A 24,769-nucleotide genomic window follows, 5' to 3' on the forward strand; every position below is an offset into this window, starting at 1 on the left:
GTCTCTAATAACCTTACTTATCTTATCATGGAAACAGGATTAGAAAAAGAGGCTCTTCTCCCCTGGTTTCTCCATGTGTAAAAAAAGACACATACTTATGTGCCTTTATTCACCTTCATCCTCTTTATGAAACTGAACATATTCAAGTCTTGGATTTACTTTATATCTGCGTCCTTCTTTGGCTTCAGGTTCTCCATTAATAAGGACATTGTCCCCCGTGAATCCAATACCGATCTTCAGAAGACTTCCGCCTACTCCATACATATCTACGGGGACTTTTTTCTCTTCAAAAGCTCGTATTCTTTCTTTGGTAAAACCACCGCTGACAACTATTTTCACATGGCGGTATCCTTCTTTATCCAGTGACCGCCGCAATGCAAAAATGAGTTCAGGATTTACCCCTCTCGGGTCAAATGTACCCATTAAATGCTGATTTCTAAGGAAGTACTTATCTACCAGGTTCTGGGAAGTATCTACCCGTACACCTTTCAATTCATCTCCAAACTCTCGGGCAACTTTTAAAGAGTCGGTAATCACATCATTATTATAATCCACAAGAGCCATAAGCTGATCATTTGGAAATTGTTTCTGATAGGCTTTAGTAGCAGCGACTACATCCCCTTTGAACATCTGTATTAAAGCATGGGGCATCGTTCCCATTCCTTCTTTCCCCCACCATTCATTCATAGCATGAGTGGCCTGAGCAGTCGAACCGCCTATAAAAGCTGCATATCCATCCCCGGATTGCTGTGTAAAGTGATCGTCCCTATCACCCATGAAAATAATCGGTTTTTGACGGCCTGAAGAACGGGCGGCCTTTACGACATTATAAACATTGGAGGCTACAGAGGTACGTCTCGCAAGGATCCCATCTATAATCCCTTCCAGAAACCCAAACAGCTGATAAGGCCCTGTAATGGTTAAAACCGTTTCATAAGGACTAATTTTATCTCCATCTTTTAAAGAGTGGATCTCCAGTTCCTCAGGATTTTCAGCAAACGTATGAATAAGAGCAATGGCTTCATCCGTGCCGCATAGAACAGCAGTACCCTTTTGAAAGAACTGCATGGTTACTTTGTGTTCAGGAAGCTGGTCGGCTACAATATCTCTTGTCTTTAAGAAGTAAACGGCAGAAAACCATCCCTCTGAAACTCGCTTATCAAATTTAAATGTTTTATTCGTTAAACGACTGATTTCGCCATTTAACTTACGTGCTATTTCCTTCATAACTATACTCCTTAAACATTGTGGTCAGTAAAAACTGTATCGTTATATTCAAGTATTATCATATAGAACTAAAAACTTTTCCACAAGTATTTAGTTGATTCACTACAAATCTGCAGATTAACTAAGCATTTCTTCCACTTGCTGGTGAGTTAGAAGCACATCTCTCGGTTTACTTCCTTTTTGCTCCGAAATAATTCCGTACTCTTCCATCTGGTCAATTAAACGAGCAGCACGGTTGTATCCTACCTTAAAGCGGCGCTGAATCAGTGAAGCACTCGCTCCGTTCTGTTCCATTACAAATTGAACCGCTTCACTAAAGAGAGCATCTGTTTCTTCTTCGTTTGAAATTTGTTTCATTAACTCTTCTTGATGAAACAAATATTGAGGAGGAGCTATTTTTTTCACATAATTGGTGACACGTTCGATTTCCTCATCCGATAAGAAAGCTCCCTGAATTCTTAATGGCTGACCTGAACCATTTTCTACAAACAGCATATCACCTTTTCCTAACAATTTTTCTGCCCCGCCTGAATCAATAATCGTTCGAGAATCCACTTGGGAAGAGACACTGAATGCAATCCGTGTCGGAATGTTTGCTTTAATGAGCCCTGTAATTACATCTACTGAGGGCCGCTGTGTAGCTAATAGCAGATGAATGCCGCATGCTCTTGCTTTCTGAGCAATTCGGCAGATAGCATCTTCTACATCCTGAGGAGAGACCATCATCAAATCAGCAAGTTCATCGATAACAATGACTAGATATGGAAGCTTCTCCCCTCTACGATTCTGCTTCACCATTTTGTCATTATACCGTTCTACATCCCGAACTCCCTCTTGAACAAATTTCTCATACCGTTCTTCCATCTCTTTTACTGCCCATTTCAAAGCAGATGTCGCAGCTTTTACATCTGTGATAACAGGAGAAACCAAATGCGGCAGGTCATTATAAGGAGCCAGTTCTACCATCTTAGGATCAATCAGTAGAAATTTCACATCTTCATGATGGGCTTTATATAAAAGACTAATGAGAATGGTATTAATACATACACTTTTCCCGGAACCTGTGGCACCTGCGATTAATCCATGAGGCATCTTTTTTAAATTGGTAACGATTGGAGAACCACCAATATCAAGTCCCAGCCCGACAGACAATGGGGAAGGGTCTTTATGAAAAGCCTCTGATTCAAATATCTGCTGTAGTCCTACCATTTGAGCCTTAGGATTCGGGACCTCTATACCTACGGCCTGCTTTCCGGGAATAGGTGCTTCAATTCGAATGTCGCGTGCTGCCATGCTTAGTTTGATATCATCCGCTAAATTAGTTATTTTGCTAACCTTAACTCCTGGTTCAGGCTGTACTTCGAACCTGGTTACCGTAGGGCCTTTCATGGCGTTCACTACCTTCGCACGCACGTGAAAATGTCTAAGGGTAGTTTCAAGCAGTTCCATTTGCTGAGCAGTCCAATCCTCATCTTCACCTGTAGGCTTCTTTGTATCTTCCAGCAAATGTAAAGGTGTGTTATATTCCTTACGAGGAGAATCCGGAGTATTCTCCTGATTATTTTCCTTTTCACCTTCTATAGTGGGAGTCTGGACACTAACACTCACACTATGATTCTCTCCTGATTCCGTCCTACCTTGTTTCTTTTGATCTCGGGTTCGCTTATCTCTTGGTGTCATGATGACGTTGAATGGAAGACTTTTTTTCTTCTCTCCTCCATTTGGGTTTTCTTTCGGTTCAGACCTTAGTTTCCCCTCATGATTCACCGCTCTATCGTGTGAAACTTCAGATTCTTCCTCAGGCTTTCTTTCTGTCTGCTCTTGCATTTGGGGAGCTTCATTATTCTCGGCTGCTTCTCCAGAGTCTATTAATTGAAAACCAGATGAATACTCATCTGTCGGAGTGTCTTGAGAATTGATTTCGGTTTCTGCTTCCAACTCCTCTAATTCAATAGTTGCAGCTGCTTCTTCAGGTTCGAATTCTTTTTTTTTGGACTCTATTGTATTCCCTTCTGATGCTGACAGGGTTTGCAGGAAAGAAGACTGGCCACTCTCCCCTGATGCTGAATTACGATCCTCTTCCTGTGAAACTTTTTCTTCCTTTTCAACTGATGATTCAATCGTATTTTCTGGCTTTTGCTGAATGTCTTTAGTCTCCGTGACTTTACTTCTGAGTCTTCTTCTCAAATCCTGCCAGGCTTCTTCATCATTTGTAAAAGAATCACCGGGGAACTTGGTTTCTACTGTGTTTTCAATTTTTTCTATGCCGGCAGTCAGTTGACGATTATGATATCCATAAATAGGCGAAGGAACATCTGTAGGTGTAAAAGGAACCGTGGAAGTTTCCGGAAGTTCTTGCTTCTCACTTTGATCCTGCTGCTTTTTAGTCTGTTTATCAGTGGATTCAACTTCTTTATGCTGATCTTGTTTCTCTGTTTGCTTTAAACTCTGGCTCCTTCTGGATCTCTCCGGTCTTCTAGAAGAGTCTGTTTTTTCATGAGAAGTTGAAGACTGGTCAGGAATGACAGGGAACCGAAACTCACCTTGCTTAGGATACCGATAGGTCATTTTTGTTTTAGCATTCATTTCCTGCCGCTCCTGCCTTTTAGGTTGTTGTTGTTCTTTTATCTCTTTTGGGGTTTCTTCTTCATCATCAAACCATTGTTTAAATTTATTTTTTATATCATTCCACATATTTTCTCACTCTCTTTTCCTATATGTAAATCTCTTGTGGTCCCTTTTATTTTAACAGTTTTTGTTTAATGTTTGGTTTACAATCGCTTTAAAAATTAAGAATTCGTAAAAAAAAACAAAGCAGCCGGGCTGCTTTGTCTTTTATACTGGCATTAAACTTCAAAAGGAGCCCCAACTTCATATTCGTCAGAGAGAACGAGAATCCCTTTTTCTTTTGGTGCATCTGGTAAACCTAGTTCTTTAGCAGAACAAATCATTCCACTAGACGGTACACCACGCAATTCTGCGTCATTAATCTTCATTCCGCCTGGCATCGTTGCTCCAACTTTAGCTACTACGACCTTCTGCCCCCGCTCAATATTAGGTGCTCCGCATACGATCTGCAATTGTTCATCAGCTGTATCCACCTGGCAGACTTTAAGTTTATCCGCATTTTCATGAGGTGCTATGCTTTCCACATACCCCACTACAAATTTAGGGCTTAAATCAAAATCCAGTACGTCTTCGAGCTGATTCTGTGTAAACAAATCCTTGATTGGACGAAGCATTTCCTCCGTCAGCATCATTTTTCCCTGACCTGGCATATTAAAATAATTGGATGCATTAAAGATATTATATCCGAGCAATGATCCATCCCTGCTATCCGTAATTTTAACCACGTCCCCATAAGCTTGCTGCTTAAATGTTTGGCGGTTTCCTTCTTTAATAGGAATAATCAATACATCCCCAATACCTTTTTCATTGTAAAATACATCCATGACTTAATCGTCCTTTCGCTCTTTTTTCGGTTGTTTTTGAGCAAGTATAAAAATGGGTTCTAATTGCTTATCCTCATATAGGAAGGACAATGAAGTAATAGGCACGGTGCCTTCAGCGAAAAACTTCATAGCCATTTGAGCCAGAATGTCGTACCCTTCTGAGTTCTGAACATCAGCAAATATAATAACGTCCTGGTGAGGTACACTGATAGCTAGCTCGCCCTTGCACTCAGCCTTAAGCTCCTCCAGTAAAACCTCATTTAAAATCCGGCTTGCGTCATACCCATCTTTAGTAGAATGGAAGTAGAAATCATTTCCGTACACTGTATCCTTTTTCATTTCAACCGGGAGTGAACGGGCATTAAAACTTGCCACTTCCTTCAGTCGTGCTAATGTCCATTCTTCCTTTTCCAGCATACTTTCATCGATTAACTGAAAGGACTTCCCTAAGTCCAACGCATAGTAAACCCTGGTCTCAGCTGTATGTTCTGAATGGACCAGCCTTTTACCATTTTCTGTTTCTGTTGGAAAAGACGCGGCTCTAATCACAGGAAAGATTTGTTGTTCTTTTCCAGAAAGATCATGAGTTTCATTCATAACTTTCAATGCCTCTTGTACGTGATCTTCCAATTCATCAATTGCTTCCTCTCCGCGAGATTCATACTTGGAAATCACATTAGGTAAAGTAATTGTAATCCCTTCACCACTATCACGCCACTCAATGCGAAAAGTGTCTTTATCACGATTATAAGTTGTCTTCCAATCTTGATGGTGAAGACGATCTTCTAATTTCTTCTTCATTTTTACACTCGTCATTTTCATCCTTTTTCCTCCTTAATTGATGGAAGAAATCAATTCCCTTATTTATAGTAGCATACTTTAGCTTACGGATACCTCTTCCTATTATACACATCCTCACTCTCTTGAAAAAGTAAACAAGCTGTGCGGAAAAAGCACAGCTTGTCTATACTACGACGCATTTCGTATAAAATCTTCAATTTCTTCCTGAGATTTTCTCTGTTTTCCTACAAACCTGCCTGTCTCTTCCCCATCCTTAAAAGCGATAAAGCTAGGTATACCAAACACATCATACTCAGAGCATATGTGGATAAATTGATCCCTATCTACATATACAAAAGTCCATTCACTAAATTTATCCTCAATTTCTGGAAGAACCGGTTCAATTACTCGGCAGTCAGGACACCAATTGGCAGAAAACAACAATATCACATCTTCTTCCAATAATGATCGAAGGTGCCCATCGGACTCAAGTTTAATCATATTATTCACCTCCATCATCCCATTAAGTATAATTCTAATCATACTTGATTGTCATATCTCCTGGCTTGATCCATCCTTTTTTTCTAAACCACAATGCAATAACGTAACTAATAGCCGCTGGAGCAAGGATATGTAACCCAAGTATAATACCAGCTATGTGCCAATTAAAGCCCATTGTTTGAAACGTCATGATCTGACCTACTAGTCCGCTCGTTCCCATCCCTGCCCCCGCTGCATTATTTTCAAGTTCCAGCCAAACGGTAGCAAACGGAGCGATTACAGCTCCTGCAATTGTAGGTGGAAGAAGGATAATTGGTTTTTTAACTATATTAGCAACTTGCAGCATAGACGTGCCAATTCCCTGAGCTATAAAACCTCCAAACCCATTATCTTTATAGCTGATTGTAGCAAAACCGATCATCTGGGCAGCACAACCGACCGTAGCAGCACCAGCTGCTACCCCGTCTATTGAAAGCATTAATGCAATAGCTAAACTTGAGATAGGCGCAGTTAAGGCTATACCCATAAGTACCGCAACTACAATCCCCATAATTAAAGGCTGTTGGAGCGTTGCCCAATTAATAACCTCTCCAAAACCAGTCATAAATCCGCCTATAGGCGGTCCGATAACAGCTCCCATTACAAAACCGACCGTAATGGTTGCAAATGGTGTCAGAATAATATCTATTTTTGTTTCTTTGCTTACCATTTTACCAAATTCAGTAGCTATCAGGGCAGCTATATAACTTCCTGCCGGCCCCCCTAACTCAGCTCCGTAGGCTCCGCTAAATAAAGACGCAAAAATTACAAGCGGAGGCGCCTTCAGTCCATAGGCAATTGCAGTCCCTATAGCTCCCCCCCATATTTTACTGTCCATAGCGAATGTTCCCATTTCTATAAATGCGTCCGAAATAATCCCCAGGTTTAGTTGTTCACCAATGGTTTTAATAATTAACCCGATAATTAAAGATGAAAATAGCCCTAGCGCCATATAACTCAGAGCAGTAATCAAATAAGTATGAACGGATATATGAATTCCTTTTCTCTCTAAAAATGCTTTCATGATCGTCCCCCTTTTAGACTCCCAGGATCAATAGTACATTTTTTATATACATGTGTAAATACACAAACAATACATAACCTGCCAACTTACGAACAAAACACTTACGAACTATGGTCCCTCTGAGTGTACAGACCATTATTCCTCTTTCCTTCCTATACACGATGGATTTACGAAAATCAAGTACAGCTCAGCTCAATATATAAAAGAATTTAAGTCTCTCATTAGTATGTACAGGTTCCCCCTGCTCATTGCATGTATCAGCTCATCGCACCCTCTTATAATAGTCTCAACACCATCTTGAAAGAAATGGATAGGCCTTTCTTACATAATTCCCTTCTGCAGCTTAAGATTAATCAACAAACTTAATTAAACCAACAAGTAATAAATATATTTAAGGGAATTTCAATCAGATGTAGAAACATTGTTTAGAAACGTCATGAAATCACGCCTACCGTCTATTTCATGACGTAAATAGAATCGTCTATCCAGTATAAGACATAAGCGTCCCCAATAATTTTTTAGCTCTTAACGCTCCGATGAATCTGTGGTAGAAGTGAGGCAGAAACGCAACAAATTTTCTAGCACATCAAACTATAGACCACATAAATCTATCCTATAAAAAAGAGTTTATCTTCTTAGCTGGCTTCCACACGTCCATACTATTGGAAATTATATCAAGCGCCTTTGCTAGACAGAAAAATAAGACTATTTCATACTAAAGCTAGACTTAATTTCTATAGGAGGTATTTTAGATGGAACTAACTGTTTATTTAGCTGGACAGATTCATGATGATTGGCGTAATGATGTAAAGGCTCAAGCAAAGGAAAAAAAGTTACCACTCCAGTTTGTAGGCCCTCAGGAAAACCATGAACGCTCTGATAACATCGGGGAATCCATCATGGGTGAACAACCTGATAATCTCTACCGTGATGATGCCGCTTCTAGTATTAATAATTTCAGAACTCAGGTTTTACTCCATAAATCAGATGCTGTAATTGCTCTATTCGGTGAAAGTTACAAACAGTGGAATACGGCAATGGATGCAAGCGCTGCTATTCAGCTTCGTAAGCCCTTAATTCTCATTCGACCTAAGTCACTGATCCATCCTTTAAAAGAATTATCAAATCAAGCGGATGTCACAGTGGAAACGATTGACCAAGCTCTGGCTGTTTTAAGCTATATTTATGAGTAAATACTACTCTAATCAAAAAAGTGTGCCGCCCTTTTATGGGTCGGCACACTTTTTAAGACTGTTGATAAAATTCCCATTGACCTTTTAGTAATTTAACGACATGAGAAAACATCTCTTCTCTTTGAATAACCCCATTTGTGAAAATTCCAATCGCACCCTCATTTTTACGTACTTCGTGTTTATTTGCATAAGCATCCATGACTTCGCCAAGCTCTTTTCCTTTTTCCAAACTCTTCTTAATTTCGTCTGGCAAAGCAATTCGAGCTCCGCTGGCCGTAAATACATTTTCTTTAGAATCAACGAGTGCTCCCCAGTTGCAGAGATATAGATCACCTTCGATCTCCATCACTCCGCCTTCAAGGCCAATCCCAAGGTTACTTTTATTAATGGAAGCACATTCCCGAGCCCGGTTAATTGCGCCTTCCAACGTCTCCTCATCTGAAAATGGCTGAGCAGCAACTCTGGATTCAACTTCCATGCCTGTCACATCATGATTTACAAATACTTGTTTAACTGAATCAACTTTAGTAGGGTTTTGCGATCCAACATATATTTTCACCAGTCTATACACCTTTCTTTATACAAATGTCTAACATTATCGTCTATTAAATCACGCAAGCTAAGTTCATTTCTATACATTTTTCCGGATATGATCTACAGCTTGTTGATCCGTGGTTTTTACTAAATGAACGAGCAATTCCTTTGCAGCTGCATAGTCATCTACATGTATGATGGAGGACGAAGTATGGATATAACGGGAGCAAATACCTACAACTGCAGAGGGAATACCATTATTGGCGATGTGTACGCGTCCTGCATCTGTACCTCCCTGTGATACGAAATACTGATAAGGGATACTATGCGTTTCGGCTGTGTCCAGAATAAAGTCTCTAATCCCGCGATGGGTAACCATCGATTTATCTACAATTCGAAGTAAAGCTCCCTTACCTAATTGCCCAAACTCTTTTTTGTCTCCGCTCATATCGTTAGCTGGCGAGGCGTCCAGAGCATAGAAAATATCTGGATTTATTTTGTTTGCCGATGCTTGAGCCCCTCTTAAACCAACCTCCTCCTGTACGGTGGCCCCAGAGTATAACTTGTTTGGAAGTTTTGTTCCCTGAAGTTCTTTCAGAAGTTCTATAGACAATCCACAACCATAACGATTATCCCAGGCTTTAGCAAGGATTTTCTTTTCATTGGCCATAGGAGTAAAAGGACAGATCGGTACAATAGGCTGTCCGGGTTTGATTCCAATTAGTTTAGCATTATCTCGATCATCTGCTCCAATATCAATCATCATATTTTTGATTTCCATCGGTTTTTTTCTTTGTTCCGGCGTCAAATTATGAGGCGGAATCGAACCGATGACGCCTACAATAGGACCGTTATCTGTAATAACTTGTACACGCTGAGCAAGCATGACCTGGTTCCACCAGCCGCCGAGAGGCTGAAAGCGTAACATTCCATTATCCGTAATTTGTGTCACCATAAATCCAACTTCATCCATATGTCCTGCGACCATCACGGTAGGTCCCTTTTTTGCATCTCGAAGTCCAAATACGCCCCCTAGTCGATCCTGAACGATTTCATCGGAGTATTTTTCAAGCTCAGATTTCATGAACTGACGGACTAAATGTTCGTTCGCCGGTGCCCCCGGTAATTCGGTTAACGTTTTAAAAAGATCTTTCGTTTCCTGATTCATTTATGTACCTCTCCTTTTTGTACGTCTTTCTCTATTTTAACGGAACTTTGAAAACGTTTCTACAAATCCGGCCCTTATGTTTTAATTTCCTTTTATCGGGAAAATCTAGTATAGTGAAAAGTAGAATAAAGTTGTGAGGTGATTGGTGAATGAATTGGAAAAAAGTCGCAATAGCCGCCGGTGTAGGAGCAGTGGCTGGCTACGCAGTAAAACAACAGTTTAGCAGCAACCAGAATGTAACCCCTGAGAAAGCTCTCAAGATTGCAAAAGAAGCCTTTAAAAAGCAAGGACCAATTAGTGGCTCTTGGATCTACATGAAGCCTGAGGAACTTAATAAAAATGGCATTAACTACGATGTATATCGTGGAGGAATTTCTAAGAACCAGGATGGCGAAACATCTCAGTTCGAATTTTACATCGATACTGAAACAGGCACTATTGTAGATGTCGCTGAAACTTCAGCTTAATAAAGAATCTAAAAACCGCCCCGCTTTGTCATTGACAAAGCGGGGCTTTCTATTACTCTCCAGGATAGGAATGCGGTTCTCTTTTCAGTTCATTTAGGACCTTTCCATCTTGATCAAATTGCAGCGCGCAGTAACTCGCATCGTGATAGAATACATACCATGCTTTTCTTTCATAACCATAGGCCATCCACTTTTGTTTCTCATGAACTGAAGTAACTGGGTAGTCATCATAAGCGAGGACCCATAGCACATTCTGATGGGCATGTGTTGGCATTATATCAGCCATATGAATAAAAGTTTCATCACCATCTTCAAATACTATAATGGAATGGCCGTTACTATGGCCGCTTGTATGAATCATACGAAGACCTGGAACAATCTCCACTGAATCCTGATATGTATGAACCAGTTCCTCTACAGGTTTCCAGTTCTCTTCCCAATATGTATTTTTTGATCGTATATTAGGATTCCGCATTTCTTCCCATTCCGTAGCATTCGTAAATATTTTGGCTTCAGGGAAAGCAGGTACAAGATGGTCCTCTTCCCACATGGTTAGTCCACAAGCATGGTCAAAATGCAAATGGGTCATTAGAACATAATCAATATCATGCCGGCTCAGTCCCAATACATTTAAAGACTGTTCAATTTTCGACTCTTCTTTAACTCCATAATTTCGAAGTTCTTTTTCCGTCAGCTTATTATTTCCGATGCCTGAATCAATGATCATTTTTTTTCCATCAATATCTATCAAGATAGGGTCCGTTCGGAGCTCAATTTGGTTCTTTTCGTTGACGGGATATTTTCTGCTCCATAAAGGTTTGGGAACAACCCCAAACATAGCCCCCCCATCCATATGAGTAACTCCACCATCCAGCCAAGTCAATTTGGCTCGTCCAACTTGCATTGTTTTCATGTAAGCATCTCCCCTAACGTAAATATAGCTCTAGTCTACCATATCGACTAGAGCCCTGCTTAAGTAAGGTTAATTAAAACGTGCGCGGCATCTGTAAATTGGCTGCCCTTTGGCTGAAAACTTCTCCTCATATTCTGTGGGAACATTCAAAGGATCCTCATCTGCGTGTAAATCGACCGACACATCTTCCAAGATCATTCCATATTGCGAAAAGCTGACTAATGAATATTCGAACAAGCCCTTATTATCCGTTTTCAATGTAATTTCACCGCCAGGGACAAGAACTTTTTTATATTGGTCAAGAAACGTGTGATAAGTAAGACGACGCTTCTCGTGTCTGTTTTTCGGCCACGGATCAGAAAAGTTTAAATATATATGATCAATTTCATTCTCTCCGAAGAGCTCTCGAAGATCTTGAGCGTCCTCGTTCACTAGTCTTACATTATCTACATCTGCATCTAATACTTTTTTCAGAGCGCCAACTATTACACTTTTCACAAGCTCAATTCCTACAAAATTTATATCAGTGTGCTGTTTTCCCATACCTGCTATAAATTGCCCTTTTCCTGAGCCAATTTCCAGGTGTAAAGGCGCCTTCGGGTTCTTAAATAATTCGCTCCATTTACCTAACATTTTAAATGGTTCCTGGACAACTATATGATCATGCTCCCGCATATAATCATCGGCCCAGGGTTTATTCCTTAATCGCATAATTAGATTCCTCCTCTTATCGTTAAAATCGTACCATGAACAAGCTTCCAATTTAAAGTTTTTATTAAATACGGTGAATTTAGACGGATTTGTGCCTAATACCTCTTATGTTTAACCATGGGAGAGATATATAGCTAAAAAGAGTAAGTTCTTCTCCTAACTGATAAAAAATCCTTGAAACAGGGGGTTGGGTTGTAAACGCTTTCTCATATACCATTATATTTGTGTGATAATAACGGATATTGGAGTGATAATTAATTTATGAAATTGATGAACCAAGTAATTGATATGACAGTGGTGGCCACTTTCTCTGTAATGTTCGCTGGATACGCACTATTTGTATACCCTTTTGAAAAAATGAACGAGAAAATGAGCACTGAAGTCAAAGAGAAAAAACTAAAATATACACCTACGATTACTGAAGGTTAATATAAACATATAAATAAAAAACAAACCGTTGCTTTAACAGCAACGGTTTGTTTTTTGTTTATCTAATGAATCCCATCATGATTTTTAAATGATTTTATGTTTATCCATAATTTTCTTAAGCTTCTTTGTACGAATAGAAGCTTCGTCGTACTCTCCTCTCATCTGATGCCACTGAATAAAAGCGAGAGCCTGAGATATAGAATACCATATCATCCGCTCGAATAAATGCGTATCAGGATCGATTCCATACTCTTTTAACCAATGATGCCAGTTTTCTTCTGGTATATAGGAGAAGAGCATCATGCCTAAATCAAGAGCAGGATCTGCAACCATCGCATTATCCCAGTCGATCAGATAAAGCTGGTCATAAGAAGAGAGAAGCCAATTATTATGATTCGTATCACAGTGACAAACCACATGGAAGTCATGTATTACATCGTCCACTCTATATTCCAGAAATTGAATGGCCTGATGAATATTGAGTTTAGGTGCAACTTCGTCAAGAACCTGCTGATTCTCTTTTAGGTCCTTCAAAACCTCGTGAGGAGTCAGCGGGGTCTTTCCTAACCGCATCAGCATATCTAGAAGCTCCGTCGAGTGGTGAATTTTGCTTAACAGGGCGGCTACTCGAGGATGTTTCATTTCTTCCGGATTTAACTCGCGCCCTTCCAGCCACTCCTGGGCCGTGATTACATCCCCATTTTCTAACCGCTTGGTCCATACAAGCTTGGGTACAATTCCCTCGGCAGAAAGCACAGCAAGAAACGGAGACGAATTTCTTTTCAGAAATAAACGTTTCCCTTCGGTTTGGGCATAATATGCTTCTCCAGTGGATCCTCCTGCTGGTGTTACCGTCCAATCATTACCAAGTATATGTTCCAACCAATTCACCTTCAATTCCTCAAATCTGCCTTTGATTATACTTCTTTCAGTATATCGTACTTTAGGACCGTTCCAAAGTCTTTAAAATGATCTAAAAAGAGTTACCTTAGATTAGATTAACTCATTGCTCTGCATACTTTCAAGAAATATCTATTTTATCCTACAAAAATCGACCTTTCGGAAGTGCTTTTTTCAATATAACATTCATAACACTCCCCACTCTGTCCATCTACTTGAAAAGGTAAAGGCTCAGATGAAGAAATGTGAACGTCTTGCCCTTCCCACTGATGCACTTCTTTTTGTTGAATGTGCCGTCCTGTAAATACAGTTTTAAAGAATGCTAGTATTTTCCATTTAGACATAGGTTCTACGATGATAATTTGAAAAGTTGGTTTTTCAATACTTGCGTTAGGAGCAATTTTCATTCCTCCTCCGTAATAAGGGTGGTTTGTAATAGTAACCATTGTTGCTTGTTTACATTCGATCTTTCTGCCATCAATTTTTAATTCTATTGAAATAGGATTTAATCTTGGTAAAACTCTCAGCAGAGCCAGTGGATATATAAATGAAGTCATTCGAAAATACTTGGCCCATTTACGAAAAGCAGATTTATTGGCTTCTTCCACTATTAGACCGTCCATGCCAAATCCAATACTATTCATAAAAGAACGCGGTTTCGCTGCCTCCCCATCATTAGATGTGAAGGTGCCTGTACGGATTCTTTGAAACTTTGGGGCATGAACCATCTTGCGAAATAAAGAGACGCCGTCTGTAACCTGTCCTATCCCTCTCGCGAAATCATTTCCAGCTCCAGCCGGGATAAAACCAATAGGAAGATCAGGGTAATGCTGCGCACCATTTATTACCTCATGAAGGGTACCATCCCCTCCGATCACAATAAAGTAATTTAGAAAGTCTTGATAAAGAGCACAAAGATCCCCCGTCAATTTTTCGGCTTGACCTGGATAATCAGTAAAATGAGTCTGAAAATTCTTTTTCTGATTCTGATACAAAGGATCCTTTTGAATGGTCCTAAATAACCTCTCTGCCTGTCCATGACCTGCTTTAGGATTAATAATGATTACAAACACATGACATTTCTCCTACTTAAAAAGATAAATTATTTAAAAATATGGTAATATTATATGGTAATATCATCAAAGAGGAGGGGTTTCATGTCGAAAGACTGTCAATTCTGCGGTACAAATTTCCTAATTCCAGAAAGTGGATCTATCGTACTAAATCAGAAAAAATCCATTAAACCGTTGCAGCTTTTTGTAAGTCATGAAGATGAGGAGACCATTATTTATAGGTATAAATCAAAGAAAGAACTTAAAACTTCGTTGGGAGTCTTGCTTTCATCAGCAACAACAGCAACTTCCAAAGACTGGCTGCATATTTTAAACTTAGATTCAACCCAGTATTTGCCAATTTCCATTCAGCACCTTTATGAAAGATTAGATAAACCTGAATTAGGAGAGATTATTCAGCATGGTACCTTCACCTCTCACTTACAGCCAATCGTAGACATGAAAAATGATGAAATCTATGGTTATGAATCTTTGCTCCGCACGGAAGGTGAGAACATAAATCCAGCTGAATTATTTTCCCATGCTCAGCGATCAGGTCTTCAATCCATGCTTGACCAAAAGGCACGCCGGACGGCTGTAAAGGCAAAGTCAGATTTTCTACAAAAGGGCCAGAAAATTTTTATTAACTTTCTCCCCTCCACCATCTATGTTCCTGAATTCTGCCTGCAACATACGTTCCAAATAGTAAAAGAGTTTAACATTGATCCTGCTGATTTAGTATTTGAAGTGGTTGAAACGGAAAAAATCACAAATGTAAAGCACCTAAAATCAATCTTAGATACATACAAAACGTCTGGGATGAAAGTTGCGTTAGACGACGTAGGGGCGGGATACAGTACACTCGAGATGTTAAGTTTGTTAAAGCCTGACTACTTAAAAATCGACCGTTCCTATATCCAAAATTGTTATGAGGACTTGACTAGTCAAGATTTTCTTTTTCAAGTTATGAGGCGTGCTTCAAACCTAGGTATTAAAGTTCTGGCAGAAGGCATTGAAACAAGAAACGAATGGGACTGGTTACGTGAACTTGGCGTTGACTATGGACAGGGGTACTTTATAGGTAAGCCTGCACCTCTTCCTAAGGAAACCATTAACCTTCTTCCTTAGAATCCCCTTCTGTGTCCCATGCAGGACGTTTGAAGGACGTAGTCTGACAATGCTTCAAAAGCGCTTCTGAGGTTTTCAGCTGCTTATGCTTCAGCGGGGAAGTTATATTCCTCTTATTATACATCCACTCTTCGTACCTTTGCTTATCAACATAATCTGTATCGTATGGCTCCTGGAAGGATTGAAAAGTTAAATCAGGAGCTAATACGACCTTCCGTAGAGGAAAGTCTATTCCGTATGTTTTCAAAACACTTTTGACAAACGTTTCTGTTCGTTTTAGTGATAATAGTGGATTAATAACTTTAGAGCTGCCCTCCTTATGTAAAGCATTCCAGCTATGATCAGAAGAAGGCAGGATCTTCTCAGCTCCGGGCAGATACAAATAGTAAATGATTTCTATTCCAAGAGGACCAATAAGTATGATTTCAGATTCCATGGTTGCGTTGCGTACCTTAACTACGGGATGATACATAATAAAGTAGGTATCTGGAAATCTCTGCAGAAAAAACTTTAGTTTTTCATCTTTCTGATAGGTCCTGTCTAAAAAAGATTTTTCCTGTAGTGTAGTGGATGCCCATTTCAGTTGAAAGGAAATCAGTTGGTCCAAAAAATTCTGCTTTACCTCCTGAATCGTTTCAGGTGGTGCAGTTTCGTTTTCTATACTTCTTTCCTTTTCATGTTTTTCTTTATCTTTGAACCGAAAGAAGAGTCGCTTCAATCCTTGCCGGGGGTTTTCTTCAGGTTCGATTTCTTTTTCATCTTTCTTTTCAAGTCTACCCTGTTCATACGCTTCCTTCGTTTTACTCCATTTTTCTTTTTTCAATTCTATAAATTGTCTGGGATACTGAAAGACATCCATTTCATATCTGGATATATAGTCTTGCAGTTTAATTAATTGAGCCACTTTTTCACCTCTACTTATAAGTCAAATTTCTTGACCACTTCATACTTTGGGTTCTGATCAGGATGAATACGAAAAAGATAAAAATGCTCAACTCTCATTGAATACTCCTCGTCAAAAACGCGGGAATATGCCTCTTTTGCTAATGGAGAGCACCCTTCAGCGTTCTTCTTAGCCAGCGTGATATGAGGATTAAATTTTCTATTTTCTTTTTTGAATCCAAACTTTTCACCTGTACGATCAATTTGATCTTTCATGATTTGTAGTGACGTTTCATTTTCAACCTCTGCATGAAACACTCGCGGTTTAACCAGTTGCCCGAAATAGCCTGCTGGACCCACCTTTAAGAAAAAAGATTCCGGCCACTCTTGTTTTTTAAGCTCATTTAGATAAGCTTTCATTATTTCATCGGAACATCCTCCTAAAAACTTTATGGTAATGTGTAAGTCCTCAGGATCTGTCCATACCTTATAATCCATTGATTTAGAAAGGATCTCCTGCCATTCTTTCAAGTACTTTTGTATGTGAGTAGAGGCTTTAATTCCAAAAAAATAGTGTGCACTCATCCTATAGGCTCCTTCATCAAATTTGTTGTCCATTTCTTAACCACGGTTACTAATAACATCCCAAGTAATGTCATACCGGAGAAAAACCCGTACATTCCGGCTGCACTCCAAATATCAATCATTACGCCACCTGTAAAGGTGAAAAAGGCATTCCCCAGACCATTTCCAACAGCAGAGTATAAACCAACAGCTGTAGCACGGACCTCTGGAGGGGCCAGTTCTCTAACTAAAATCAAGGCAGCTGGTATATAAAGACCCACGGAGATTCCCTGCACGATCGTTGTTGCGTATACTAGTTCACTTGAAGGCTCAAAAAAGTACAAAAACCAGCGACTGCAAGATACGAACGAGCTAAACAAAATAACATTTAAAACTCCTATACTATCGATGACCTTCTGGGCATATTTCATAAAGGGAGCCTCACTCCCTGCTGCTAGCAGGAAAGCGATGCCCACACCAGATAATGTACCTCCTACTGATAAAATAAACGTTCCAAAATAATAGTTATTTGCCAGTACTGGACCAAATATAAAAAAGTTCGAAATCAGGAACAGCATGAACGGCTTTTGTTTCAACAGAACCTTCAATCCCGCTCGGAACGAAACGGATACTTCTTCAGATCGTCTTGGAAATTGAAATAATGCGAGCAAGGCTAGAATTAACCCGAATGAAAAGAAATAGAAGATCCAATTAAGAGAACCCGTCAAATCAGTCACACGGCCAAGGATAAATACGGATACCGCAAACCCTACGGCACCCCATAAACGTATATTCCCATATTCCTTCCCGTTGGAGTGCACAAAGTTCAAGGACAAACTGTCCGATAACGGTACAATGCCGGATTGAAATAAGGCAATAGAAATGATTCCAATTAGTAAAAAAGGAAAGAGCTGCATAAATGGATAAAATAAACCAAGTACAGCTGCCATTATGGAAGCGATCATTAACAGCCGTTTTGGCCTTCTGGTATAATCACTGATCATCCCCCACACTGGCTGGACAAAAATAGTAACAAGCGGTAAAGCTGCTATAACTATACCTATTTGCGTGTGGTTCAGTCCTTTCTCCTCTTCTAAGAAAACCGATAACAACGGAAAAAGGGAACCGAAGGAGAAGAATGCAAAAAAATAAAAAAGCTGGATAAAGCGATACGTTTTTTCAATTGAAGGCTTTGTCATTAAAATAACCTCTTAAAGATCATCATTTAGCCAGTTCGTAAATAGAGGCTGCATAGATCTCGACAGCTTTCTTCATATCAGCGAGCCTGACATGTTCATCCTTTTGGTGGGCTGTATCTGGACTGTCCGGAAACATTGCTCCAAACGCTACACCGGCATGAAGGGAGCGAGCGTATGTAGCACCGCCGATCGATACAGGTGTGTCATTTTTTCCTGCTGCCTCATTATAGACACGCAAAAGAGTTTCCAAAAATGGATGGTTTTTTTCCATGAATAAGGCTTTTAAATGATCGTATACTTCAAGGGTTCCACTATTTTCTTCTGCATAACTTTGAAGTGTGGAGATAATTTCCTCCCCTTCAGATGTAACCGGGTATCTGACATTCACCCCAAGAGTTAAGGAACTATCAGGTTGAATGCTGAGAGAACCAAGATTACTAGTAAGTGCACCAGAGTCTTCATCAGACTGTTTAAGAAGCAGACCACTTCCATCAGTCTGATTAAAACCTTCAGTGATTTTTTTAAGCTTATGCTTCCATTCTGAATGAATAGGAACGGTAAGTAAGTAGGTGAGTAACTCGATAATGGCGTTCACGCCTGTTTCCGGCTTACTGGCGTGAGCAGCTTCTCCATAAAATGTAATCGTATAAGTTTCTTCAATTTTATCAACGGAGACACTAACTTTATGCTCCGCCGCGTACTTGTTTACGTGAGTTTCCAAGTCTTCTTTAGAACGTAACACTACTCTGGCTTGATCAGGAACCATATTCAAGCGGTCTCCTCCACTTAGACTGACGAACTCTACGGCAGGAACTTCATGCCCGCTGAAAAAAGGAGTGGGAAAAGTGATATAGCTATCCAATAATCCTTTTTCTGCATGTATAACCGGAAAGGAGGCGTCAGGAGAGAATCCGAAAGTCGGCATTTCCTCCTTTTTAAAATAATAATCTATCCCTTTCCAGTCCCTTTCTTCATCTGTCCCCAGAATAAGTCTGACCCGTTTGTTAGGTTTAAAACCCTTGTCTTTAAGTATTTTCATTGCAATATAGGCCGCCATGACTGGACCTTTGTCATCCTGAGCTCCTCTTGCAAATAAACGGCCATCTCTTATAGTCGGCTCAAAAGGAGGTGTGGTCCAGTCACTCCCAGCAGGAACCACGTCCAGATGACCAAGAATCCCCAATAATTCGTCCCCTTCCCCAAATTCGATATGCGCGGCGTGTCCATCGATATTTTTCGTGAGAAAACCATCTTTCTGAGCTATTTGAAGCATGGTTTCCAACACATCATCGATTGGTTTTCCATATGGATATTCTTCACTATCTTCGTATACACTAGGAATTTTAAGAATTTGAGACACCTTTGTGACAAATTCCTCTTCGTACATACTACTCAATTTATTGAAATCCATTAAGAAGACTCTCCTTTTATAATCTTTGTGTAAACTTCGTCATTGCAAATCGCATATAATTCTGCATTTTCTGGTATAGATTCGTCTAATTTACGATTAATAGCCAAGTCCTGTCGGTCAGCAATGAGAGTCGCCCCTTCACCCAGTAATTCTTGAAAAGCGTCTCTGTATATCTTCCAGTGGCTTCTCATAGGGATATGGTATAGATCTTCTCCGACAGATCTTTTTAAAAGCTGACCGTAAATCTCAGAAACCCCTTTTCTGAAAGCTGAGCGGACAGCAAGAGAGGAAATCGTATCGTTTGAAAGGATAAATTCATCGACATGGATATGCTTAAAGTTCTTAATATGTTTTTCATCCATAATTTCCACAATGGTATGGACTTCCTTAGCAATCGACTCAATGGAGGAAGCAATTAATAAGGTCTGTCCATCAGCTACCTGCTCATTACTCAATTTATCATTGGCAAATACAAGGACCGCCTTTGCATGTTTAATATTTGCTTTTTCCAATGTGTCCGTATTAGAAGCTTCTCCTTTTACATAGTGGATGTTTTCTTCAAGTAATGGGGCTTCCTTCAGCTGATCAATGATAATCACTTCAGCTCTAGGATTCGTATCTATAATCTCCTTTATGGCAAAATGGGCTTTTTGCGACCAGCCTATAATGATGAAATGTCCGGAATCCTTATACATGATATCACCCTCCAAACGTTTTTTTCTAAATAAAGCCAAAGCGTCAATAATTTTACTGATCACTACTCCGATAAGCCCGATTCCTATCACGTATAAGCCAATGGCGATTAAACGCCCAGCTACTGTTACAGGATAGTAATCCCCATATCCAACTGTAGTTACAGTGGTCATCACCCACCAGAATCCATCAAAGATAGTAGGGAATGTTTCATTCTCAACTAGCACAATCAAGACGGAAGATAATATAACAAGCAATGCACTTGATAAAAAAAGTACGGTATTGTTTATTTTCACCATTTTAAGAAAGAACTTCCTGAAAATCATCATAACGCCGCCTCCTTTTTTAAGAAGTTGTAAATTTAGTGAATTATCTGTAAAATTAGTGTATTTTTGTAGCACCAGCCTTTTTCACTATAGTAGAATGAAACCATCTTCACTGGCACCACAAATTCCAATGATAAACGAATAAGGAGTGGTTTTTTGAATCATCCATCTTCCCGCATGCTCAATCGAATTAAGGCTGTTTATCTTTTTATAAGAGACCAGGGAATTGTGACAACGAACGAGCTCGCTGACGAATTCGGAATTACAGATCGAACCATGCAGAGGGACTTAAGCGTTTTGGAATATAACGGACTTGTATCAAGTCCTAATCGTGGGAAGTGGACCACTACTAAAAAGAAAGTTAAAAATGGATAAATATGTACAAGACCACCCGTTCCTTAGGATCGGGTGGTTTTTTAATGATTATTCAAGATTAGTAATGGAAAATAAATAGTTGAGTTCCTCTTCCCGCAGCTCTCGATATTCCCCCAATTCTAAATGTGGGTCAAGTTCCAGAGATCCCATTTTAATACGTTTTAGATAGACCACTTTTTTATCGACTGCTTCAAACATTCGTTTTACTTGATGGAATTTTCCTTCCGTAATGGTCAATTCAATCTCGGAGTGGTCATCAGATACAAGGATATTAAGCTCGGCGGGTTTGGTTTTGTATCCATCATCAAGCGTAACACCCTTGGAAAAGTCTTCTGCATCTTTCTCTGTTACTTTTCCTTCAATAATCGCAAAATATGTTTTCCCAACATCTTTTTTTGGAGAAGTCAGCCTATGATTTAACTGTCCATCATTCGTGATCAGCAAAAGTCCTTCCGTATCTTTATCCAGGCGGCCTACTGGAAAAGGACTAAATACGGTATCTTCCGGCTGAAGAATATCAATGACGGTAGTCTCATTGGCGTCTTCAGTAGCAGAGATAAGGTCCCCTGGCTTATTCATCATAATGTAAATAAACTCCCGGTACTCCACTTCTTCTCCCATCACAGTAATTTCGTCTGCTTCTGTATTAATGTGGGTTTTAGGACTCTTCTCCGGCTGTCCATTTACTCGCACGTTCCCACCTTTAAGCAGAGACTTTACCTCTTTGCGTGTTCCATAGCCCATGTTGGCTAACAATTTATCGATCCTCATATTAAAATCTCCTTCACCTGCGCTTTAAGAATTTATCTAATACTCTTACTCTTCCACCAAGTACTCGTTCTAATAACGTGGACTTATATGTTAACCACAAATAAATTATACCGCCTGAGCCTATACTTAATATAAGTACCAGTAAAGCGTCCAATCTGCTTTCAGTGGGGCTAAGAAAGAACCCTGCCAGTCCTTTCACAAGGAAGACAGCCATGGCCATTATGGTTGTTAAAATGAGCACAAGTAGTGTACGCTTGTATAATTGTCTGTACGAGAACTCTATCGCGGTAAATATCCGCCAAAAGTTCAAAGTCACGGCAGCCACTACTCCGATCCCGGTAGCCAGAATGGCTCCTTTAGGTCCCATTATAGTAATAAGCCATGTATTAAGTAGTAATTTAAGGAAAATGCCGGTTCCCAGACTAATTACCGCAAAGTTCTGACGGTTAATTCCCTGAAGAACAGATGACGTCACCGTATAAAGAGCCAGGAATAAACCAACAGGAGCGTACCACCTTAACAAGCTCCCTTTAAAAAGAAAATCTTCAAGGTTTTCATCTACTCCATAAAACGTGCCGTAGGCTTCGAATGCTACTACAGACAATCCGACCGCGGCAGGTATAATAAGAATGGCAATGATCTGCAGGGCTTGATTCACCTGGTTATTCAACTGCCTCATATTTTTATTCGTAAAGGATTGAGTAATAGCAGGCAGCAGGGCTAGAGACAAACCAATTCCGAACGTTACAGGGATCATAACCAGTTTATGACTTAAAAAGTTAATGATTGAAAAAGAATTTTTATATTCCAATCCAGCCGCCGTAATCGCTCTTTCCAGCGTAAACTGGTCAATCAACTGATAAAGCGGTGTAGCAATACCTACTAAAATAAAAGGACCGGCATAGGTAAACAGCTCTTGAAACATTTCTTTATTGGATAAACCATACGTGTACTCCTGTGCATCCAGCTGACGATCTAAATATGGCTTTCGTTTTCTCCAGTAAAGAAACAGTACGATACAAGAAGCAATACCTCCAATAAAAGCGGCGAACGTTGCGAAGCCAACTGCTCTTGGAATAGGTCCTTGCATGACTTGAACTATAAGAAAAACAGACACAAGTAAGAATGCAATTCTTACAATTTGCTCTACCACTTGAGAAACAGCCGTAGGTGCCATAGATTCATATCCCTGGAAGAAGCCTCGCGTAATACTCATTGGCGGAATCACTAACAAAGCAAAACTTACCATCTGGATAACCATGGTCGCGTCACCTAGAATGGGTGAATCAGCTCCAACTGTCCAGGAAGCTACTTGCTCAGCAGCGAAAAATAGTATCAGGAATGCTACTATACCGCTGATAGACATAAGAGTAAGACCGGCTTTCAGCATCCTTCTGCCGGTTTCATAGTCTTCAAGGGCGTTATATTTAGAAACAAATTTGGACACGGCTACTGGAATCCCCATACTGGACAAGCTTAAAAGAATGCTATAAGGAACATAAGCGTAAGAGAATAAATCTGTTCCTTCTGTGCCTACCATATTTTCAAATGGTACCGTATAAATCATACCCAGGAATTTTGATAAAAAAGTCCCGGCCGTTAATAACATCGTGCCTTTTAAGATTTTCGACATATTTTACTATTCACCTTCAATTTTATTGTAGAATCGACCTCATCTATTTTATCATAGATAAAGGTGAAACAATGAACGATTGGACAAAAAGAAAGGAAGAACCTCATGACTTACCAAGTAACCGTAATCGGGGGAGGGCCCTCTGGTTTAATGGCAGCCATTGCTGCTGCTGAACAAGGCGTAAAAACACTTCTAATTGATAAAGGAAATAAATTAGGTACTAAGCTTGCAATCTCTGGCGGAGGCCGCTGTAATGTTACCAATCGTCTTCCAGAAGAAGAAGTGATTAAACATATTCCGGGAAATGGCAAGTTTTTATATAGTCCCTTTTCAGTATTTAATAACTATGACATCATAGATTTTTTTGAAGGACTGGGTGTTGCTTTAAAAGAAGAGGATCACGGCCGTATGTTTCCTGTAAGTAATAAAGCAAAAGATGTTGTACAGGCTCTATTGGACCGACTGGAGAAGCTGAATGTCGAGGTTCGAAAGAAAACACCGGTAGAGAGTATTCACTATGGCAGCGAAGGACACGAAATTACACTTCAATCCAAAGAAACAGTTATAACGAAAGCTGTTATTATTGCAGTTGGAGGGAAAGCGGTGCCTTACACGGGTAGTACTGGAGACGGTTACGCCTGGGCGAAGGAAGCAGGACATGTCATTACGGAGCTTTTTCCTACTGAGGTTCCTTTACGATCGAACGAAGAATTTATAAAAGATAAAAGTCTTCAGGGTTTATCTTTAAGAGAAGTAGACGTATCTGTTCTTAACCAGAAAGGAAAGCAGATTGTGACCCATCGCATGGATATGCTTTTTACTCATTTCGGGCTTTCGGGTCCTGCCATCCTGCGGTGTTCTCAATATGTGGTTAAAGAATTTATGAAAGGTCATAAACCGGTTACAATTGAGATAGACTGTATGCCTGATAAAAAAGAACATTTCCTTTATGAAGAACTTCAGCAGGATTTGAAGGATCATCCTAAGAAAACATTTAGAAACCTGGTAAAAGGGATCGTTCCCGAACGATTATTAGATTATTTATTAGATTACACGCAAATTGAAGCAGATGAAAAAGCAGCTAATCTTTCTAATCAAAAGTTACAGAAATTCGTGTCCCTTATCAAACATTTTCAAGTCAAAACCCACGATACCCTTCCTATTGAAAAAGCCTTTGTCACAGGTGGAGGAGTATCAATTAAGGAAATTATACCAAATACTATGCAGTCAAAGCTTATGAACGGGCTTTACTTTTGTGGTGAAATTCTAGATATCCACGGTTATACCGGAGGATATAATATTACCTCGGCAATGGTAACCGGTCGAGTAGCAGGGATGCATGCTGCCTGGGAATCGATGGGATGAGGAAGGAAAAACGACACATGTTAAACAGATGA

25 protein-coding genes are annotated in these 24,769 nt (G+C 39.8%); 6 read left to right on the forward strand and 19 right to left on the reverse strand.

Annotated elements, in window-relative coordinates; translation table 11 throughout:
- Positions 1 to 105 precede the first annotated feature (105 nt).
- The 6 genes from HBHAL_RS13770 to HBHAL_RS13795 all read right to left on the reverse strand — a co-directional run bounded on the left by HBHAL_RS13770 (position 106) and on the right by HBHAL_RS13795 (position 7,023).
- Positions 106 to 1,227, reverse strand: a complete 1,122-nt coding sequence (locus HBHAL_RS13770) for a nicotinate phosphoribosyltransferase (RefSeq protein ID WP_014644049.1) — start codon at positions 1,225 to 1,227, stop codon at positions 106 to 108.
- Between the two features lie 117 nt (positions 1,228 to 1,344).
- Positions 1,345 to 3,921, reverse strand: coding sequence for a DNA translocase FtsK (locus HBHAL_RS13775; protein WP_014644050.1), 2,577 nt, complete (start codon positions 3,919 to 3,921; stop codon positions 1,345 to 1,347).
- 152 nt (positions 3,922 to 4,073) lie between these two features.
- Positions 4,074 to 4,679 (reverse strand): YtpR family tRNA-binding protein, encoded by a 606-nt coding sequence (gene ytpR / locus HBHAL_RS13780; protein WP_014644051.1) that lies wholly within the window; start codon positions 4,677 to 4,679, stop codon positions 4,074 to 4,076.
- Positions 4,680 to 4,682: 3 nt separating this feature from the next.
- Positions 4,683 to 5,501 carry a DUF1444 domain-containing protein gene (locus HBHAL_RS13785; RefSeq protein WP_014644052.1) on the reverse strand — a complete coding sequence of 273 codons (819 nt, stop codon included), beginning with the start codon at positions 5,499 to 5,501 and terminating at the stop codon, positions 4,683 to 4,685.
- A 147-nt stretch (positions 5,502 to 5,648) separates the two neighbouring features.
- Complete coding sequence (locus HBHAL_RS13790) at positions 5,649 to 5,960, reverse strand: thioredoxin family protein (protein WP_014644053.1); 312 nt, start codon at positions 5,958 to 5,960, stop codon at positions 5,649 to 5,651.
- Positions 5,961 to 5,994: 34 nt separating this feature from the next.
- Complete coding sequence (locus HBHAL_RS13795; protein ID WP_014644054.1) at positions 5,995 to 7,023, reverse strand: PTS transporter subunit IIC; 1,029 nt, start codon at positions 7,021 to 7,023, stop codon at positions 5,995 to 5,997.
- 752 nt (positions 7,024 to 7,775) lie between these two features.
- Here HBHAL_RS13795 and HBHAL_RS13800 point away from each other — a divergent pair.
- A complete protein-coding gene (locus HBHAL_RS13800) occupies positions 7,776 to 8,216 on the forward strand; it encodes a YtoQ family protein (protein WP_014644056.1) in 441 nt (146 codons plus the stop codon).
- Between the two features lie 52 nt (positions 8,217 to 8,268).
- Here HBHAL_RS13800 and HBHAL_RS13805 read toward each other — a convergent pair whose 3' ends face one another.
- Positions 8,269 to 8,775 (reverse strand): DUF84 family protein, encoded by a 507-nt coding sequence (locus tag HBHAL_RS13805; protein WP_014644057.1) that lies wholly within the window; start codon positions 8,773 to 8,775, stop codon positions 8,269 to 8,271.
- 72 nt (positions 8,776 to 8,847) lie between these two features.
- Positions 8,848 to 9,918 carry a M42 family metallopeptidase gene (locus tag HBHAL_RS13810; RefSeq protein ID WP_014644058.1) on the reverse strand — a complete coding sequence of 357 codons (1,071 nt, stop codon included), beginning with the start codon at positions 9,916 to 9,918 and terminating at the stop codon, positions 8,848 to 8,850.
- Positions 9,919 to 10,067: 149 nt separating this feature from the next.
- Here HBHAL_RS13810 and HBHAL_RS13815 point away from each other — a divergent pair, with 149 nt between their 5' ends.
- Positions 10,068 to 10,385: a PepSY domain-containing protein gene (locus HBHAL_RS13815; protein WP_014644059.1), complete on the forward strand. Its 318-nt coding sequence runs from the start codon at positions 10,068 to 10,070 to the stop codon at positions 10,383 to 10,385.
- A gap of 52 nt (positions 10,386 to 10,437) precedes the next feature.
- On the opposite strand, the gene HBHAL_RS13820 is transcribed toward HBHAL_RS13815, so the two are convergent.
- Entirely contained in the window at positions 10,438 to 11,298 is an 861-nt protein-coding gene (locus HBHAL_RS13820; RefSeq protein ID WP_014644060.1) for a YtnP family quorum-quenching lactonase, read from the reverse strand.
- 69 nt (positions 11,299 to 11,367) lie between these two features.
- Complete coding sequence (gene trmB / locus HBHAL_RS13825) at positions 11,368 to 12,009, reverse strand: tRNA (guanosine(46)-N7)-methyltransferase TrmB (RefSeq protein ID WP_014644061.1); 642 nt, start codon at positions 12,007 to 12,009, stop codon at positions 11,368 to 11,370.
- Between the two features lie 261 nt (positions 12,010 to 12,270).
- Here trmB and HBHAL_RS21510 point away from each other — a divergent pair, with 261 nt between their 5' ends.
- Positions 12,271 to 12,438 (forward strand): hypothetical protein, encoded by a 168-nt coding sequence (locus HBHAL_RS21510; RefSeq protein ID WP_014644062.1) that lies wholly within the window; start codon positions 12,271 to 12,273, stop codon positions 12,436 to 12,438.
- An 84-nt stretch (positions 12,439 to 12,522) separates the two neighbouring features.
- Here HBHAL_RS21510 and HBHAL_RS13830 read toward each other — a convergent pair whose 3' ends face one another.
- Together HBHAL_RS13830 and HBHAL_RS13835 are read right to left on the reverse strand one after the other, a co-directional pair.
- Positions 12,523 to 13,320 carry a phosphotransferase family protein gene (locus tag HBHAL_RS13830; RefSeq protein WP_014644063.1) on the reverse strand — a complete coding sequence of 266 codons (798 nt, stop codon included), beginning with the start codon at positions 13,318 to 13,320 and terminating at the stop codon, positions 12,523 to 12,525.
- A gap of 155 nt (positions 13,321 to 13,475) precedes the next feature.
- Positions 13,476 to 14,411 carry a diacylglycerol/lipid kinase family protein gene (locus HBHAL_RS13835; protein WP_014644064.1) on the reverse strand — a complete coding sequence of 312 codons (936 nt, stop codon included), beginning with the start codon at positions 14,409 to 14,411 and terminating at the stop codon, positions 13,476 to 13,478.
- Between the two features lie 84 nt (positions 14,412 to 14,495).
- Here HBHAL_RS13835 and HBHAL_RS13840 point away from each other — a divergent pair, with 84 nt between their 5' ends.
- Entirely contained in the window at positions 14,496 to 15,518 is a 1,023-nt protein-coding gene (locus tag HBHAL_RS13840) for an EAL domain-containing protein (RefSeq protein ID WP_014644065.1), read from the forward strand.
- Here HBHAL_RS13840 and HBHAL_RS13845 read toward each other — a convergent pair.
- From HBHAL_RS13845 to HBHAL_RS13865, 5 genes are read right to left on the reverse strand one after another with little or no spacing between them, the layout of a single operon-like run.
- Complete coding sequence (locus HBHAL_RS13845) at positions 15,502 to 16,422, reverse strand: hypothetical protein (protein ID WP_014644066.1); 921 nt, start codon at positions 16,420 to 16,422, stop codon at positions 15,502 to 15,504. The genes HBHAL_RS13840 and HBHAL_RS13845 overlap by 17 nt on opposite strands.
- Before the next feature lie 14 nt (positions 16,423 to 16,436).
- Positions 16,437 to 16,985 carry an RNA 2',3'-cyclic phosphodiesterase gene (thpR, locus tag HBHAL_RS13850; RefSeq protein ID WP_014644067.1) on the reverse strand — a complete coding sequence of 183 codons (549 nt, stop codon included), beginning with the start codon at positions 16,983 to 16,985 and terminating at the stop codon, positions 16,437 to 16,439.
- Positions 16,982 to 18,163 carry an MFS transporter gene (locus HBHAL_RS13855; protein WP_014644068.1) on the reverse strand — a complete coding sequence of 394 codons (1,182 nt, stop codon included), beginning with the start codon at positions 18,161 to 18,163 and terminating at the stop codon, positions 16,982 to 16,984. Before HBHAL_RS13855 ends, thpR begins: the two co-directional genes overlap by 4 nt.
- A gap of 22 nt (positions 18,164 to 18,185) precedes the next feature.
- A complete protein-coding gene (gene pepV / locus HBHAL_RS13860) occupies positions 18,186 to 19,574 on the reverse strand; it encodes a dipeptidase PepV (RefSeq protein WP_014644069.1) in 1,389 nt (462 codons plus the stop codon).
- On the reverse strand, positions 19,574 to 20,596 hold the full coding sequence (locus HBHAL_RS13865) for a potassium channel family protein (RefSeq protein WP_014644070.1): 1,023 nt from the start codon (positions 20,594 to 20,596) through the stop codon (positions 19,574 to 19,576). Before HBHAL_RS13865 ends, pepV begins: the two co-directional genes overlap by 1 nt.
- A gap of 174 nt (positions 20,597 to 20,770) precedes the next feature.
- On the opposite strand from HBHAL_RS13865, the gene HBHAL_RS13870 reads away from it, so the two are divergent.
- Positions 20,771 to 20,968, forward strand: coding sequence for a DeoR family transcriptional regulator (locus HBHAL_RS13870; RefSeq protein WP_041601684.1), 198 nt, complete (start codon positions 20,771 to 20,773; stop codon positions 20,966 to 20,968).
- A 48-nt stretch (positions 20,969 to 21,016) separates the two neighbouring features.
- Here HBHAL_RS13870 and HBHAL_RS13875 read toward each other — a convergent pair whose 3' ends face one another.
- Entirely contained in the window at positions 21,017 to 21,739 is a 723-nt protein-coding gene (locus tag HBHAL_RS13875; protein ID WP_014644071.1) for a pseudouridine synthase, read from the reverse strand.
- A gap of 13 nt (positions 21,740 to 21,752) precedes the next feature.
- Complete coding sequence (locus HBHAL_RS13880; RefSeq protein WP_014644072.1) at positions 21,753 to 23,372, reverse strand: putative polysaccharide biosynthesis protein; 1,620 nt, start codon at positions 23,370 to 23,372, stop codon at positions 21,753 to 21,755.
- A gap of 105 nt (positions 23,373 to 23,477) precedes the next feature.
- On the opposite strand from HBHAL_RS13880, the gene HBHAL_RS13885 reads away from it, so the two are divergent.
- Positions 23,478 to 24,737, forward strand: coding sequence for a BaiN/RdsA family NAD(P)/FAD-dependent oxidoreductase (locus tag HBHAL_RS13885; RefSeq protein ID WP_014644073.1), 1,260 nt, complete (start codon positions 23,478 to 23,480; stop codon positions 24,735 to 24,737).
- Positions 24,738 to 24,769: the final 32 nt, after the last annotated feature.

It is taken from the genome of Halobacillus halophilus DSM 2266, from assembly GCF_000284515.1.
Lineage (GTDB): Bacteria > Bacillota > Bacilli > Bacillales > Halobacillaceae > Halobacillus > Halobacillus halophilus.

Excerpts from the sequence above, each read along its gene's own strand:
- HBHAL_RS13795 (WP_014644054.1), bottom strand. The coding sequence starts at position 7,023 with ATGAAAGCATTTTTAGAGAGAAAAGGAATTCATATATCCGTTCATACT.
- HBHAL_RS13870 (WP_041601684.1), top strand. The coding sequence starts at position 20,771 with ATGCTCAATCGAATTAAGGCTGTTTATCTTTTTATAAGAGACCAGGGA.
- HBHAL_RS13875 (WP_014644071.1), bottom strand. The coding sequence starts at position 21,739 with ATGAGGATCGATAAATTGTTAGCCAACATGGGCTATGGAACACGCAAA.
- HBHAL_RS13790 (WP_014644053.1), bottom strand. The coding sequence starts at position 5,960 with ATGATTAAACTTGAGTCCGATGGGCACCTTCGATCATTATTGGAAGAA.
- HBHAL_RS13880 (WP_014644072.1), bottom strand. The coding sequence starts at position 23,372 with ATGTCGAAAATCTTAAAAGGCACGATGTTATTAACGGCCGGGACTTTT.
- HBHAL_RS13820 (WP_014644060.1), bottom strand. The coding sequence starts at position 11,298 with ATGAAAACAATGCAAGTTGGACGAGCCAAATTGACTTGGCTGGATGGT.
- pepV (WP_014644069.1), bottom strand. The coding sequence starts at position 19,574 with ATGGATTTCAATAAATTGAGTAGTATGTACGAAGAGGAATTTGTCACA.
- HBHAL_RS13770 (WP_014644049.1), bottom strand. The coding sequence starts at position 1,227 with ATGAAGGAAATAGCACGTAAGTTAAATGGCGAAATCAGTCGTTTAACG.
- HBHAL_RS13885 (WP_014644073.1), top strand. The coding sequence starts at position 23,478 with ATGACTTACCAAGTAACCGTAATCGGGGGAGGGCCCTCTGGTTTAATG.
- trmB (WP_014644061.1), bottom strand. The coding sequence starts at position 12,009 with ATGCGATTAAGGAATAAACCCTGGGCCGATGATTATATGCGGGAGCAT.
- HBHAL_RS13800 (WP_014644056.1), top strand. The coding sequence starts at position 7,776 with ATGGAACTAACTGTTTATTTAGCTGGACAGATTCATGATGATTGGCGT.
- ytpR (WP_014644051.1), bottom strand. The coding sequence starts at position 4,679 with ATGGATGTATTTTACAATGAAAAAGGTATTGGGGATGTATTGATTATT.
- HBHAL_RS21510 (WP_014644062.1), top strand. The coding sequence starts at position 12,271 with ATGAAATTGATGAACCAAGTAATTGATATGACAGTGGTGGCCACTTTC.
- HBHAL_RS13815 (WP_014644059.1), top strand. The coding sequence starts at position 10,068 with ATGAATTGGAAAAAAGTCGCAATAGCCGCCGGTGTAGGAGCAGTGGCT.
- HBHAL_RS13775 (WP_014644050.1), bottom strand. The coding sequence starts at position 3,921 with ATGTGGAATGATATAAAAAATAAATTTAAACAATGGTTTGATGATGAA.
- thpR (WP_014644067.1), bottom strand. The coding sequence starts at position 16,985 with ATGAGTGCACACTATTTTTTTGGAATTAAAGCCTCTACTCACATACAA.
- HBHAL_RS13855 (WP_014644068.1), bottom strand. The coding sequence starts at position 18,163 with ATGACAAAGCCTTCAATTGAAAAAACGTATCGCTTTATCCAGCTTTTT.
- HBHAL_RS13840 (WP_014644065.1), top strand. The coding sequence starts at position 14,496 with ATGTCGAAAGACTGTCAATTCTGCGGTACAAATTTCCTAATTCCAGAA.
- HBHAL_RS13785 (WP_014644052.1), bottom strand. The coding sequence starts at position 5,501 with ATGAAAATGACGAGTGTAAAAATGAAGAAGAAATTAGAAGATCGTCTT.
- HBHAL_RS13810 (WP_014644058.1), bottom strand. The coding sequence starts at position 9,918 with ATGAATCAGGAAACGAAAGATCTTTTTAAAACGTTAACCGAATTACCG.
- HBHAL_RS13865 (WP_014644070.1), bottom strand. The coding sequence starts at position 20,596 with ATGATGATTTTCAGGAAGTTCTTTCTTAAAATGGTGAAAATAAACAAT.